Here is a 13,652-nt window from a genome sequence, read left to right as displayed (position 1 = left end):
TCCCTTCCCGCCGCCCGGAGGCCAGATCCATGCGACAGTTCACCGCAGTCGTCAACCCCACCGCAGGGGGCTCCAGCGGCACGGCCGGTCTGCTTCCGCTGGCCCGGCTGCTGCGGGAGGCGGGCGCGCGGATCGACACCGTCTACAGCCGCAGCCTCCAGCACGCGCGGGAGCTCGCCCAGGACGCCGGAGCGCAGGGACACGTCGTGCTCGCGGTCGGCGGCGACGGGATGGCCGGCAGCGTCGGCGGCGCGCTCAGCGGTACGGACACGGTGCTCGGCCTGGTGCCGGCGGGCCGCGGCAACGACTTCGCCCGCGCGCTCGCGCTGCCCACCGACGCCCCCCGGCTCGCCGGGATACTGCTCGACGGCGCGCCGCGGGCCGTCGACACCATCGAGGTGGAGTCCGCGGCGCACGGCCGGATCTGCGTCCTGGGGAGCGTGTACGCGGGCGTGGACGCCGTGGCCAACCGCCACGCCAACGCCTCGCGGGTCCTGCGGGGCGCCGCGTCGTACTACGCGGGCGGCCTGCGGGCGGTCCTCGCCTGGAAGCCCGCCGCCTACCGCATCACGGTCGACGGGGTGGCGCACGAGCGCACCGGCTACACGGTGATCGCCGCGAACTCGGGCTTCTACGGCTTCGGGAGGAACGTCGCGCCCGGCGCCCGGGTCGACGACGGGATCCTGGACGTCGTGGTGATCAGGCAGGCGCCGAAACGACTCTTCTTCGCGATGATGAACGAGCTGAAGACCGGCGCGCACGTGCACCGTCCCCAGGTCGAGATCCTGCGGGGCAAGGAGATCCGGATCGAGGCCGACCGCCCCCTGCCCTACGGCGCGGACGGCGAGGTCGACGCGGTCCTGCCGGTGACCCTGAGAGTGCGCCCCGCCGCCCTCAACGTCCTGGCCTGACGACGGGACCCGCCGGTACGCCTTCCCGGCGCGCCCCGGTCAGCCCACCAGATCGGGCGCGCGCAGCATCTCGGACGGGATGCCCCACGCGTCGACGAGGTCGACCGCGAGGGGCCGGACCTTGCGGCAGAGGTCGTTCACCTCACGGCTGATCGCCTTCGAACGCTGCACGGTCAGCCGGCCGTGCTCCATGAACCAGGCCCGGTCCGCCTCGATCGTCGAGAGGGCGAACAGGTCGCACAGCAGGGCCAGCGCCACCTTCTCGTCACCCTCCGGCATCGCGCGCACCTTCTCGACGAAGGCCTCCGTCACGAGCCGCTCGACGTGGGCGCGGGCGAGCGCGATGACATGGTCCTGCACCTGCGAGAACACGGCGCCGGGATCGCGCTTCTGGTCGATCCCGCGTTTGATCCGGCGGGCCACGCCGACCAACATGTGCTCCTCCCGGAAGCGGACCATGGCGAGCTGGTACTCGGAGTCGAGCAGACCGGCCTCCCGGTCCCACTCGTCGCCGCCGGGCAGCAGGTCACGCACCCGCTCCAGCAGCTTGTGGACGGAGGCCCGTTCGATGACGGTCTCGACGGCGAGGTTGGTGACGTAGCGGACCATGCCGAGCTGGTCCAGGTCCTCGAACTCGCTCGCGTGGTCGGTCAGCAGCCCCTTGGCCACGAGCTGGAGCAGGACGTGGTTGTCGCCCTCGAAGGTGGTGAAGACGTCGCTGTCGGCCTTCAGCGCGGCGAACCGGTTGACGGCCAGATACCCCGCGCCGCCGCACGCCTCACGGCACTCCTGGACGACCCGGGTGGCGTGCCAGGTGCCGAGCGCCTTGAGGCCCGCTGCCCGTGATTCGAGCCCGCGCCGCGCCCGCTCGTCGTCCTCGACGCCGGAGAAGACGTCGTGCAGCTGGGAGCGCACCACGTCCTGCGCGAAGTGCAGGGCGTACGTCCGGGCGATCAGCGGCAGCAACCGGCGCTGATGCAGCCCGTAGTCGAGGAGCAGCTGCTCCTCGGCCTGCGACGTCGCGAACTGGCGGCGCCGCACCGCGTACTTCGTCGCGACCGCCAGGGCGACCTTGGCGACGCCGATCCCGGCACCGCCGACACTGACCCGGCCCTGTACGAGCGTGCCGAGCATCGTGAAGAAGCGCCGGTGGGGGTTCTCGATCGGGCTCTCGTAGACGCCTTCGGGGCTGACGTCGGCGAACCTGTTGAGCAGCGCCTCGCGGGGCACCCGTACGCCGTCGAAACTGATGCGCCCGTTGTCCACGCCGTTGAGCCCCATCTTGCGGCCGTCGTCCTCGATGCGGACGCCGGGCGCCGGCGCGCCACCCACCCGGACGGGCACGACGAAGGCGTGCACGCCCTCCGACTTCCCGCCCACCTCCAGCTGGGCGAAGACGACCGCGAGCTCGGCGTGGCGGGCCGCGTTGCCGATGTAGTCCTTGCGCGCCTGGTCGCCGTGGGTTGTGATGACGAACTCCTGGTGTGCGGCGTCGTACCGCGCGACGGTGCCGAGGGCCTGGACGTTGGAGCCGTGCCCCGTCTCCGTCATGGCGAAGCAGCCCAGCAGCTCGCCGGTGATCACGTCCGGCAGGTAGGCGTCGTGGTGGCGTTCGGTGCCCAGGTGCAGGATCGCGCCGCCGAAGAGCCCGAACTGCACGCCGACCTTCACCAGGACGGAGAGGTCGCCGAAGGCCAGCGTCTCGAAGGCCGCGATCGAGGCTCCGACGTCGCCGCCCCCGCCGTACGCGGTCGGGAAGCCCATGCCGGTCTGGCCCGTCGCGGCCATGTCGACCACGATCTCCCGCACCCGCTCGCGGAACGCGTCGATGCCGAGCTCGTCGGCCTCTTCGAGGACGGAGGCGTACCTCGCCAGGTTGGTCCGGACGAGCTCGCGGATCTCGCCGTACTCGCCGTCGAGGATCTCGGTCAGTGCCCGGACGTCGATGTCGGGCTGTACGTAGCCGGTCGGGGTGGTGGATGCGTTGTCGGGGGCCATGGGGATTCGCTACCCCGGCGCGGAAGGATCAAGCGCGGAGGGGTGTGAGGGTGCGATCACGGAAGCGGTCCGCGTCGCCTGAGAGCACTCCTGCGGAGACGGCGACGGCGACGGCGCCTCCCTCGGGTGCTGCCCCCGGGGGAGGCTTCCTGCCCCCCGGCGCCTCGGCGGACACCGCGTCACGGCAGAGAAGCGCCCGACGGGCGGAAAGCCCACGTCGGACGCCTCATCCGCTGCCCGGGAACGTACGTCCCCCCGCTCCGTTCCGTACGGTCAGGAGGCGAAGGCCCTTTCCAGCCGGGGGATCAGGTCCCGGAGGTCCTCCTCCCAGCAGCCGGCGCTGTGACGGCCGTCGCACTGGGTGCCCCAGCCCGAACCGTCGCCGTAGTTGACGTAGTAGTACGGCATGCCCAGGGCGTCCATGCGGGCCTTGACGTTCTTGGACGCGCCCGACACCCAGAACTCCATGTCGAGGGGCGAGCCGCCTCCGTCACCCGTGTAGATGGAGACCCCGATCCCGGCGAGCCTGTCCATGTGCTGGGACGGGTCGACCTCGTTCCACCGCCGGTCGATGTTGAACACGGGGTAGGGCGAGCCGAACAGGGCGTCACTGTCCACGCCGGGCTTGTACGCGGATTCATTGGGGTCGCAGTATCCCGACGACGAGGCGCACATCGCGCCGAGCGCGTCGGTGACGGAGGCGACGACGGCGAGGCGCAGGTCCATGGAGTTGGCCGACAGGTCGATGTCTCCCGACAGGGACGCGGTCTGGCTGAAGAGGTCCGGGCGGGCCTGGGCGTAGTGGAAGGCGCCGAAGCCGCCCATGGAGACGCCGGCGACGGCCCTCGACTTCTTGGCCGCGAGGGTCCGCAGGCTCGCGTCGATGAACGGGATGACCTGGTTGAGGTGGAAGGTCTCCCAGTTCTGGGCGCCGAGCACCGTCTTCTGGTTGAGCCAGTTGGCGTACCAGCTCCGTGCGCCGCCGTCCGGGATGACGGTGATCATCTCGTCCGACATGGACAGCGCCGGATACGTCTGCCGGATCGGATCGTCGGGCGATCCGTGCAGGAAGTACAGCACCGGGTATCGCCGGGCCGGGTCGTCGTAGTATCCGCTCGGCAGAATGATCTTTATGTGCTGTTCGCCCGCGACCTGGGGTGTGGTCACCGTCAGGTAGAAGTTGTGGGCGGTTCCCGTCGCCGTGCCGACCTGCGTGAGGCCGAACCCGTCCGCCATCGGCGGCGGCGTGGTGCTGCCGGCGGCCTGCGCCGGACTCGTCGGCGCGACGACGGCCACGGCGGCGACCAGCCAGGCCACCACGGTTCTCCGCCAACTCGATTTCCTTGTCACCACGTTCCCCTTCGTACGATGTGTCTCTGACGTCGTTGCGGTGTGCCTCTGGCTTCGTACGTCGGTGTGTCGCCGACGTCGTGCGCGGCGAACCCGCGGGAGGAGGGCCTCAGTCCAGGACCTTGACCCTCAGGTCCGGCGCGGCCGCGATCTGCTCCTCGGTGAACCGCTCGGTGACCCACTTCCCGGCCGCGAACAGCTTGGTCTGATCGGAGTGGTGCGGGGAGTTCGGGTCGGCCGACTGGGAGTAGGCCAGGACGGAGTACGTCTCCGGCGGCCCCTCGGCGGTGAACCGCACCTGCTGGACGAAGCTGGACCCGAAGACGACGTCCAGCTTTCCGTCGACACTGCCGGGCTCGATCACGTTCAGCACACCCAGCGCGCCGAGCGAGCCGTGGATCGGGATCTGCTCGGCGCCCCGGGTGATCCTCTGGACGTCGGACAGCGGCGCGTTCAGCGGGACGCCCGCCTTGCGCAGCGCGAACACCGCCCGGGCGAGGGCGTCGCGGACGGCCGAACTTCCGGAGTCCAGCGAATTGGGCGTGTGCACCGGGTCCTTCGGGTCGAAGGGAACCCGCCACGGCACCTTCTCGAGCTTCTGTCCGCCCTGCAGGAAGCGCCAGTAGTTCGCGAACAGCCAGGACCCCCGGCTGTCCGCCGTGAAGTCATGGCTCTTCCAGGCGGCCAGGACCGGGCACGCCTCGCTGATGTTGACCAGGTTGCCGTCCACGAGGACGAGCCCGAAGGCCACGTTCTGGCACGCCGTCACCGTGGCGTTGAGGGTGAGATCGGCCGCCCTGCTGTTGTCGGAGAACAGCAGCTTCCCCATGGTCTCCGGCGTGAAGCCCCTGCCCGGCAGCCCGTCGGTGCCGTTGATCCGCTTCTGCGCGGTCAGGATCAGTTCCTGGGTACGCAGTGACCGGGGCGCCGCCATGTCCCCCATGACGCGGGGGAAGGACAGCGGCTGCGCGGGGTTGGCCAGCCAGGGGCTGTCGTTGGCGTTGCCGACGAAGTCCGACCTGATCAGGCGCGGCTGATCGCGCGGGTCGAGGAGGCCCGGCTCGGCCGCGTCGGGATCGACGGGCCAGTCGCACGCGCTCCGCTTGCCGTCGAGGATGGAGACGGGCGGCGTGTTCGACAGCGGGAGCGCCTGGTTGAACAGCAGCTTTCCGGTCTCGGTGAGGCACGACCGCGCGTGCTCGTCCGTGATGTTCGGGACGACCTGGATGTCCGCGTACAGCGCGTCGCCGTTGCGGTCGGCGGCGACCGTGTTGAAGAAGGGCACCCCCTGTGTGGTCTCCAGGACGTCCACCACGTCCCGGACGTCCTTGGCCTGGTCGAGGCCGAACCAGGTGTTCAGCGCGCGCAGGTTGTTCATGTTCGCGTCGCGCACCACGTGGGCGCTGACCACCCAGGGCAACGGGACACCCACGATCGACGTGGTGACCGGGCCGTACCGGGTGCCCCACAGCGTCCTGGTCACCTGGGAGAGGGAGCCGTCCGCGGTGCGGACGTCGACGGTGACCCGCTGCGAGGTCATCTGCTCCCAGGCGCCGTCGACCAGGTACTTGGTCGGGTTGAGCGGATCCACCTGCACGTCGAACAGCCCGAAGGGGGCCACCGTGGCGACGGTGTGGCTCCAGGCGACGTCGTCGTTGTGCCCGATGTTCACGGCCGGCAGCCCGAGCAGGCTGGCCCCGGAGACGTTGAGCTTCCCCGGGATGGTCAGATGGCTCTGCCACATCCGGTTCTTGCCCTGCCACGGGAAGTGCGGGTTGGCCAGCAGCATGCTGGTGCCGCCGGAGACCCCCTGCGAGCCGACCGCCAACGCGTTGCTGCCCATGCTCTGTTGACGGCTGAGCGCGAGCGCTTCGCGGATCCTCTTCGCGGTCTTCGCGGTCTTCGCGGTCTCCGCGGCCCCGGCGGATCCGGCGGCCCCGGTGGTCCCAGCAGTCCTACCGGTCTCCGTCGTCCCTGCGGCCCCGGTGGCCGTCGAGGACTTCTCGGGAGACGCCGCCGGAGTGGCCGCCGCCGACGCTCCCGGGGGTACGGCGTTCACCTGGCCGTCGAGGAGGGCGTCGGCGCTGCCCATGATGATCTCGGCGTGCGCGTGCCGGTAGACGTCCAGCTCGGTGATCGGCCGCACCCAGGCGGCACCTCTGCACGCCGGGTCGGAGAGGTTGCTCGCACCGGTCTCCGCCAGGTACCGGTTGTACCCCTGGACGTAGCCGCGGATGGCGTCCCTGACCTCGGGCTCCGGCCCGTCGGGCGCGGGCCGGTCGAGCAGCCGTTCCACCACCCCGTCGTCCTTGATCCGCTGGAAGTACAGGTCGCTGTTGAGATTGGTGGTGGTGTTCTGGTTCTGCCCCGGGCTCGTCCGGCCGTCGGGCCCCAGGTGCCGGGACCTCTGGGCGTTGACCATCAGATAGGTATCGGCCAGGGTGCAGATGTTGTCCTTGGCCGCCGCGTATCCGTACCCCGTCCCCAGCCCCTCCCAGTCCGAGGCGATGATGTGCGGGATGCCGTACTCGGTGTAGCGGATCGTCGGCTTATCCGGCCCCTGTACGGCCGCGGGTGACACGGGTGCCGGTGCTCCGGCGACCGCCGTCGTGCTCATCACCGCCACGGCGGCCACGACCGCCACGCGCAGCCTCGCGCTGGTTCTCCTCCGTGACATCGAGCTGTCCTCCCTTGGGGTACGGGCCTTCCTCCGGGCGCGGCAGGGCGAGGAGACCCGTGAATCGTGGATGAGGCCGCCGCACTCCGGGGCGCCGGAGCCGCGGAACGGCCTCGACGCCGGGGGAGTTCAGGACCAGCTCTGGAACTCGGTGCTGTTGCAGGCCCAGGTGCGCAGGCCGAGGGAGCTGTCGTCGATGCAGCGCTGGGTGAGCTGGTTCTGGAAGCGGACGGTGCCGTCGTTCCAGACCTTCACCCACCAGCTCTGTTCCGCGCCGGAGTTGCAGGTCACGGTGCGGAAGCCGTTGTCGGTGTCCTCGATGCACCGGCCGGTGTTCTCGTTCCTCAGCTGACGGGTCCCGTCGCCCCACACGTGCACGTTCCACTGCTGTGGCCGACTGCCGTTGCAGCTCCAGGTGCGGAAACCGTTGCTGGTGTCGTCCAGGCACCGGCCGGTGGCCTGGTTCCGGAAGCTCTGGACGACGTCGGCGGCGCCCGCGGGCGCCGCCAGCGCACTGCCGGGAGCCGCGAGGGTACCGAGGACGAGGGTCCCGCCGAGCAGAAGCGATCGCATGGCGCGCATGTCGTTCGTCGTCTCCTTCGTGTGATGCCGGGGGCGGTGGCGGTGGCGGTCCGCAAGCTAGTCGCGCACCACCGCGCCCGGACATCCGTAAGGATCCGGAGTGACAACGAGCGTGCCGACGACGGTCGGTGGGCCGGGGCACCTTGTGTCGACCACCGGTGCCGGACTCGTCGTGGCGGTCGGCCGTTTCGGCGGGAGCGACGAACGCTGGACCTCCGTACCCCGAACGGTGAAGGCGTACAGCTCAGCTCGGCGCCGCCCTCGCCGATCAGGGCGGGCAGGCGGGGGCGGCGAGCCGGTCCTCTTCATGTACGACCGTGTCCCGGCGGACTCCCCGCGGATCGACGGACACGCAGGCCTGTTCGACCTGCTCCGCGCCTGGGAACCGCAGAGTAGGACGCCACGCCACCTCGTACGCCCCTGGGCGTGCCTCCGGCCGACGGCCACCGCCACGCCCGAGCAGGCCACGGCGTCACCGCGCACCGTGGTGAACCCGTCGTCGCTCAGGAAGATGTAGTCGATCTTCTTGTCCGACGTGGTGTGCCCGGAGCAGGCCGTGCTAGGTGATGAAGCGTGGTCTGGGCGCGGTGTCCTTGTCGACGATGTCCGCCTGGGCGGGGGCGGTTCCCGCGGCGAGCAGCAGCCCTAGGGAGAAGAGCGCGGCGAGCAGGGCTCTCAGTGATGCGCGCACAACAGGTCCTTTTCATGGTCGGTGAGAGGACCGTGCATCGCCCCACGCCCCACCCCACCCCCACCCGCCCGACCCGGCCCGGACGACAGAGTGCGTGCCGGTCGCACACGTCGATGACCGGCCGTCAGTTCTTCTTCAGCTCTTCGGCGAGCATCACGAGGATGCCGCTCGGACCGCGGACGTACGTGAGCTTGTAGACGTCCTCATAGGTCGCCACCCCCCGAAGCGGGTGGCATCCGTGCTTCGCCGCTGCCTCAAGGGCTTCGTCGATGTCGTCGACCGAGAAGGCGACACGATGCATGCCGATCTCGTGGGGACGAGTGGGCTGTGTCTCGATCGCTTCGGGGTGGATGTACTCGAAGAGCTCAAGGCGGCCGTGACCGTCCGGCGTCTGGAGCATCGCGATCTTGGCGTGATTGCCATCAAGGCCGACGGCGGTGTCGGTCCACGCACCACTGACCGTGTCTCGGCCGACGACCGTGAGACCGAGGTCCGTGAAGAAGGAGATCGTTGCTTCGAGGTCGCGCACGGCGATGCCGACGTTCTCGAGTCTGATGGGCATGCGCCGCATGCTACCGAGCCGGGCCGATCGGGCCCTTCGGGCAACGCGGCCGGGTACCGTCGACGTCGACCGTGCGCCGTCCACCTGCGGCCCGGGCGGGTGCGCCCGCCTGCCACGGCCCGCCTGGCGAACGGGTCGGACTGGAGCGGGCGCGCGGGTACGGAGTCCGGCCCGGCCGGACGACCTCGCGGACGCTTCGGGGCAGGCGGGCGCTGCCTCGGAGTCAAGGGCGGAGTCCGATGTGTTGGAGGGCGACCCTGCTGAGGTCGGTGATGGCCTGCGGGTCGCCCTGACGCCAGGCCTCGGCCCATCCGCCGGGCGGGGCCGGCAGTCTGGCGAGGGAGCTCGGGGGACCGGTGAGGGCGCGCAGGGCGAGCAGGTCGGCGCCTCCGGGGGCCTCCGCGAGGCGACGCAGGGTGCTGCTGCGCCGGATCCAGAGCAGGCGCGGCGGCAGCCACAGCAGCAGGACGAAGAGCACCGGAATGACGATGAGGGCCGTTGTGATCACGTTGGCGACCTGGCTGACGGTCTCCTGGAGCGACACTCCCGCGTCGGCGAAGCCGGAACTGGCGTCCGCCGCGGACTGGAGCGGCTTCTTCAGGACACCGCCGATCAACGGCACGTCCGACGCGGCGTCTCCCGCGTTCCCGAGCTCCTCGGCGAGGCTGTCGCCGGAACTCTCCACCTTGCGCCCCGGTTCGGCCAGCAGCATGATCGTCTCGCGGACGACGAGGGCCGCCCACACCGCGGCGGCGATGAGGGCCACGGCGATCAGGTCGAAGAGCACCTGGCCATTCCGACGTGCGGGTGTCTGGGCGTAGAGGCGCAAGAGAGGGCTCCCGTTCGGGTCAGGACGTCGAGGGTGCCCGGCCGCCCCAGCCCCGACGCGGCCGACCGGTCGTCGGATTCAACTCTTCCACCGCGCCTCACGTGCAAACGTGCGAGACGCGAGGCCCGGCGTGAGTCCCTGCCGTCGGCGCTCGCGGGGCGGACGCTCAGAGGTGGGCGTCGAGGAACTCCCGTACCTCGGCGGTGGTCATGGGGCCCGTCCCGTGCGCGACCGCCTCGCCCTCCTTCACCAGGACGTAGGACGGGGCTCCGGTGACCCCGTATCGCTCGGTCGCGGCCGGACAGCGCGTGATGTCGGTGCGGACGGCCGTCAGGCGGCCCTTGTACTCGTCGGCGATGTCACCCACGACGAGGTCCATCGCCCGGCAGGGCTCGATCGCCTTGGGCCATGTCCCGGTGAAGTAGGCGAGGACCGGGACTCCGCTCATCCTGAGGATGAAATCGAATTCCGCGTCCTCACGGGGTTGGTGAACCCGCTTCGCCATAAAAGCTCCTGACCTCGCGTTCCGTCGTTCCCTCCCCATCATCCCCCGCGGGCTGCGGCACGCCGGCCCGGCCCCGGAACGCCGGCGACGAGTCGGCCCACCGCGCCGCGAAGAGTGGCGGCCTCGAAGCCGACGCCCGCCCGGTCCCACTCGCTCAGGACGTCGGGCACGCCGTCGAGCGGGGCTTCCTCGCAGCCGACCAGCAGCCCGTCCCGGATGAGGCCGAGTGCGCAGTCGAGGTGCGGGACGCGCTCGTGCAGGCGGACGAGCGCGACGGTGTCTCCGTACGGTCCGAGGTGTTTGGCAAACCAGCGGACACCGAGCGCGTCGGAGGTTGGGCCGGAGCTGCCGCCGAAGACGTGCTCGCCGGGTACGAGCACGTCGCCGCCCTCCGGGGTACGGCCCGGGGCCGAGGGCCGGCTCGCCGGGCGAGGGGACCTCGGGGGCGGGCACGGCAACTCAGCCGGAGTCGGCCGGACAACCTCCGCGCGCATGATCTCGCGCGGTACCACCGTCCGGGCCCGGGGGTCGGACGGGCGCGGACGCTGTCCGTCTCCGCCCGCCTGATCCATCTCACCGCCGTGGGGCTCATCGTCCCGACGACTCGGGACGGGCAGCTGGTCGCCGCCGCGGTCCTCACACTGTCAGGCGTGGCGCCCGGGGCCTCGGCGGGCGCCGCCTGGGCGGCACGGACGGCCTCCGCTGTGGACCCGCCGCCCTGGGGAGGACGTCGCGCCACCCGCACCACGTCGAAGCCTCGGCGCCGGAGGGCGCGTGGACCCTGGAGTTCATCGGGGTACGGCCCGACACGGTGGGGTCATGCGCTGTCTTGCTCTGTCCCGCCTTGTCCTGCCCGGCACCGGTCATCGGGCCCCTGTCAGGGAACCGCCTTCGGCCCCTCACGTAGAGTGGTGCTCGGGCCGTGACTGGCGCTTGAGGTGGATCACCACCGGGGAGCGGCCCGGCGGGAGCGCGCCCCATCTGCGCGCCCGTCCCGATGCCGTGCGCCTGGGCGAACCATTGGTCACAGACGACGCCCAGGAGTTGCCATGTCCACCAGCACCGCCGCCCTCATGGACGGCACGGCCCTCGCCCGCCGCACCGTCGAGGAGACCGCCGCCCGCGCCGCCGAGATCACCCGGCGCACCGGCGTCACCCCCTGTCTGGCGACCGTCCTCGTCGGCGCGGACCCCGCCTCCGTGACGTACGTGAAGATGAAGCAGAACCGCTGCGCGAAGGCCGGAATCCGCTCCAAGCACGTCGAGCTGCCCGCCACCACGACGACCGAGGAACTGGTCGCGGCGATCACCACACTCTCCCAGGACCCCGAGGTCCACGGCATCCTGCTCCAGCACCCCGTCGGCCCGCACATCGACGAGCGTGCCGCCTTCGAGGCCATCGACCCCGCCAAGGACGTCGACGGCGTCACCATGGCCTCGTTCGCCGCCATGGGCTTCGGCCTTCCCGGCTTCGTCTCCTGCACGCCGGGCGGCATCATGCGTCTCCTCGACGCCTACGACGTCGACCCGCGCGGCAAGCGCGCCGTCGTCGTCGGCCGTAGCGCGATCCTCGGCAAGCCGGCAGGCCTGCTCCTCCTCGGCCGCGATGCCACCGTCACCTACTGCCACTCGCGTACCGAGGACCTCGCCTCCGTCGTCCGCGAGGCCGACATCCTCGTGGCCGCCGTCGGCAAGCCCCAGTTCATCAAGGGCGCGGACATCAAGCCGGGCGCCGTCGTCGTCGACGCCGGATACAACCCGGGCAACGTCGGCGACGTCGACTTCGCCTCCGCCGCCGAGCGCGCCTCCCTCATCACCCCCGTCCCCGGCGGTGTCGGCCCCATGACCATCGCCGTGCTCCTGGCCCAGACGGTCGAGGGTGCGGAGCGTCAGCTCGGTCTGTAGGGACGGTTCGTGACGGGGCGGCGGGAGTGGTGGCGGTGGCGGGCGGGAGCCCGGTGGGCGAATGTCGCGGTTCTGTACGGGCAGGGCTCGTCGCCCGAAAAGGGGTGGCCGGGGGGACGCCGACGGGCGAACCTGGACCCCGTGCCACACCCGTCCGCCGCCACCCCGCCGCCCCCGGACCGTCGACCGGTCCCGTCCGCCTCGTCCGGCGCGATCAGCGCGTCCGGCTCGTCCGGCCCGTCCGCGACGCCGGCCCCGCCGGAGGCGTCAGCCCCACCGGCGACGTCAGCTCCGCGGCAGGCGTCAGCCCTGTCCGAGGCGACCGCTCTGCCTGAGACATCTGCGGCGTCCGAGGCATCCGCGGTGTCCGAGGCATCCGCCGCGCCTCAGGCGTCCGGCACGCCCGGGGCCTCTGCCTCGTCTCAGGCGTCCGTCGTGCCCGAGACGCCGAACACGCCTGAGACGACTGCCGTACCCGAGGCGTCTCCCGTACCCGAGGCGTCTGTAATACCTGAGACGTCCGTTGTACGCGAGGCATCTGCCGTGCCCGAGGCGTCTGTAGTGCTTGAGGCGTCAGCTGTGCCTGAGACGTCCGCCGTGCCTGGGGCGTCCACCATGCCTGAGACGTCTGCCCTGCCTGCGGCGTCCGCCCCACCCGGGTCCGTCCCTCCCCAGGCGTCTGGTCCCGGTGGTGGGCCCGTCGCGCGGGACGCATCCGACGCGAGCCCTGGGCCCCGCCCCGCCCCGCCGCTCCGAGTCGGCTCCCCGTCCGGGTGGTCGCCCCGCCTCGTCCGGCTGGGCGCGCCCCGGCCCGGACCGGACGTGCGGCGCGTCCGCCGGTTCGGCGTGCCGCTCGTCCCGCTGCTCGTGGCGACACTCGTGGCGACTGCCTTCCTGGCCGCCCGGGGTACCGACCAGGGCCTCACCACCGACAGGCGCCCCGGCGGCGACGCGATCGGCGCGCCCTCGCCCGTCGTCGCCGGAGACGGCCCGGCCGACGCCTCCCCGTCGCCCGCCGACCCGCCGACCGACACGCCCACGGGCGACACCGCCGGGGCAGCGGACCCGAGCACGGACGACACGCCGACCTCCGACGCGGTCGCGACCACGGACGGCGCGCCGACCCGTGCCGCGCTCCCGCAGCGCTCCGCCCGCCCCGAGAGGAGCGGCTCGCCGTCGCCCACCCGTACAGAGAGCACCGCTCCCACTTCCCGGCCGACCCCGTCCCCGACGCGCGGTGGCGACTCCACCCGGCCCGTCTCCTTCGAGGCCCTGCGGGTCGGCGACTGTTTCGACATCGACCGCGCCGCGCCGGGCACGGCCCTTCGGCGCTCCTGCGACACGCCGCACCATGCCGAACTCGTCGCCAGGCTGCCCCTGACCGGCCGTCTCGTCACCGACCTGGCGATCCGTGAGGCGGCGACGCTGCTGTGCCGTGAGCCCCTGCGCCGGAAGGCCGCACGGCAGCCGGCCGGTACGCGCTGGACCACCTTCGTCCAGTACCCGTACCGCACGAGCTATCTCCTCGGCTCGGACACCGTGGCCTGCAGCCTCGCCGCCTCCTCCGCGAGCGGCGGCAAACTCAGGCACCCCCTCCTGTAACACCCCCTCCTGTAACACCCCCTTCAGCAGCACCCCCCCCA

General features: G+C 71.6%; 13 protein-coding genes and 1 riboswitch. Of the genes, 4 read left to right on the top strand and 9 right to left on the bottom strand.

The genetic code is table 11. The annotated features are described in order from the left end of the window. Positions 1 to 29: 29 nt before the first annotated feature. On the top strand, positions 30 to 911 hold the full coding sequence (locus ACRRSS_RS20470; protein ID WP_435972563.1) for a diacylglycerol/lipid kinase family protein: 882 nt from the start codon (positions 30 to 32) through the stop codon (positions 909 to 911). 39 nt (positions 912 to 950) lie between these two features. Here ACRRSS_RS20470 and ACRRSS_RS20465 read toward each other — a convergent pair whose 3' ends face one another. From ACRRSS_RS20465 to ACRRSS_RS20450, 4 genes are all read right to left on the bottom strand, one after another. Next, positions 951 to 2,909 (bottom strand): acyl-CoA dehydrogenase family protein, encoded by a 1,959-nt coding sequence (locus ACRRSS_RS20465; protein WP_435972562.1) that lies wholly within the window; start codon positions 2,907 to 2,909, stop codon positions 951 to 953. A gap of 273 nt (positions 2,910 to 3,182) precedes the next feature. Next, on the bottom strand, positions 3,183 to 4,229 hold the full coding sequence (locus ACRRSS_RS20460) for an alpha/beta hydrolase (protein WP_435972561.1): 1,047 nt from the start codon (positions 4,227 to 4,229) through the stop codon (positions 3,183 to 3,185). A gap of 139 nt (positions 4,230 to 4,368) precedes the next feature. Further along, the gene (locus ACRRSS_RS20455; RefSeq protein ID WP_435972560.1) at positions 4,369 to 6,936 is read right to left on the bottom strand and encodes a penicillin acylase family protein; all 2,568 of its coding nucleotides are present in this window, start codon (positions 6,934 to 6,936) and stop codon (positions 4,369 to 4,371) included. Between the two features lie 129 nt (positions 6,937 to 7,065). Beyond that, a complete protein-coding gene (locus tag ACRRSS_RS20450; protein ID WP_435972559.1) occupies positions 7,066 to 7,518 on the bottom strand; it encodes an RICIN domain-containing protein in 453 nt (150 codons plus the stop codon). Between the two features lie 100 nt (positions 7,519 to 7,618). Between ACRRSS_RS20450 and ACRRSS_RS20445 the strand changes: the two genes are divergently transcribed. Next, complete coding sequence (locus ACRRSS_RS20445; protein WP_435972558.1) at positions 7,619 to 8,035, top strand: hypothetical protein; 417 nt, start codon at positions 7,619 to 7,621, stop codon at positions 8,033 to 8,035. A gap of 42 nt (positions 8,036 to 8,077) precedes the next feature. Here the strand turns inward: ACRRSS_RS20445 and ACRRSS_RS20440 are convergent, their stop codons facing one another. From ACRRSS_RS20440 to ACRRSS_RS20420, 5 genes are all read right to left on the bottom strand, one after another. Next, the gene (locus ACRRSS_RS20440) at positions 8,078 to 8,209 is read right to left on the bottom strand and encodes a hypothetical protein (protein WP_435972557.1); all 132 of its coding nucleotides are present in this window, start codon (positions 8,207 to 8,209) and stop codon (positions 8,078 to 8,080) included. A gap of 124 nt (positions 8,210 to 8,333) precedes the next feature. Next, positions 8,334 to 8,771: a VOC family protein gene (locus ACRRSS_RS20435; protein ID WP_435972556.1), complete on the bottom strand. Its 438-nt coding sequence runs from the start codon at positions 8,769 to 8,771 to the stop codon at positions 8,334 to 8,336. A 223-nt stretch (positions 8,772 to 8,994) separates the two neighbouring features. Beyond that, positions 8,995 to 9,558 carry a hypothetical protein gene (locus ACRRSS_RS20430; RefSeq protein ID WP_435972555.1) on the bottom strand — a complete coding sequence of 188 codons (564 nt, stop codon included), beginning with the start codon at positions 9,556 to 9,558 and terminating at the stop codon, positions 8,995 to 8,997. Positions 9,559 to 9,766: 208 nt separating this feature from the next. Further along, positions 9,767 to 10,105 (bottom strand): thioredoxin family protein, encoded by a 339-nt coding sequence (locus ACRRSS_RS20425; RefSeq protein ID WP_435972554.1) that lies wholly within the window; start codon positions 10,103 to 10,105, stop codon positions 9,767 to 9,769. Positions 10,106 to 10,143: 38 nt separating this feature from the next. Further along, positions 10,144 to 10,485 carry a hypothetical protein gene (locus ACRRSS_RS20420; protein WP_435972553.1) on the bottom strand — a complete coding sequence of 114 codons (342 nt, stop codon included), beginning with the start codon at positions 10,483 to 10,485 and terminating at the stop codon, positions 10,144 to 10,146. A 532-nt stretch (positions 10,486 to 11,017) separates the two neighbouring features. Beyond that, positions 11,018 to 11,126: riboswitch (ZMP/ZTP riboswitch) on the top strand. A gap of 28 nt (positions 11,127 to 11,154) precedes the next feature. On the opposite strand from ACRRSS_RS20420, the gene ACRRSS_RS20415 reads away from it, so the two are divergent. Both ACRRSS_RS20415 and ACRRSS_RS20410 read left to right on the top strand, forming a co-directional pair. Beyond that, positions 11,155 to 12,009, top strand: coding sequence for a bifunctional 5,10-methylenetetrahydrofolate dehydrogenase/5,10-methenyltetrahydrofolate cyclohydrolase (locus ACRRSS_RS20415; RefSeq protein ID WP_435972552.1), 855 nt, complete (start codon positions 11,155 to 11,157; stop codon positions 12,007 to 12,009). 822 nt (positions 12,010 to 12,831) lie between these two features. Continuing rightward, positions 12,832 to 13,611 carry a hypothetical protein gene (locus ACRRSS_RS20410; protein ID WP_435972551.1) on the top strand — a complete coding sequence of 260 codons (780 nt, stop codon included), beginning with the start codon at positions 12,832 to 12,834 and terminating at the stop codon, positions 13,609 to 13,611. Positions 13,612 to 13,652: the final 41 nt, after the last annotated feature.

Source organism: Streptomyces sp. Qhu_M48, assembly GCF_051305195.1.
Classification (GTDB): Bacteria; Actinomycetota; Actinomycetes; order Streptomycetales; family Streptomycetaceae; genus Streptomyces.
This window is presented reverse-complemented; position numbering and strand designations above follow the sequence as displayed.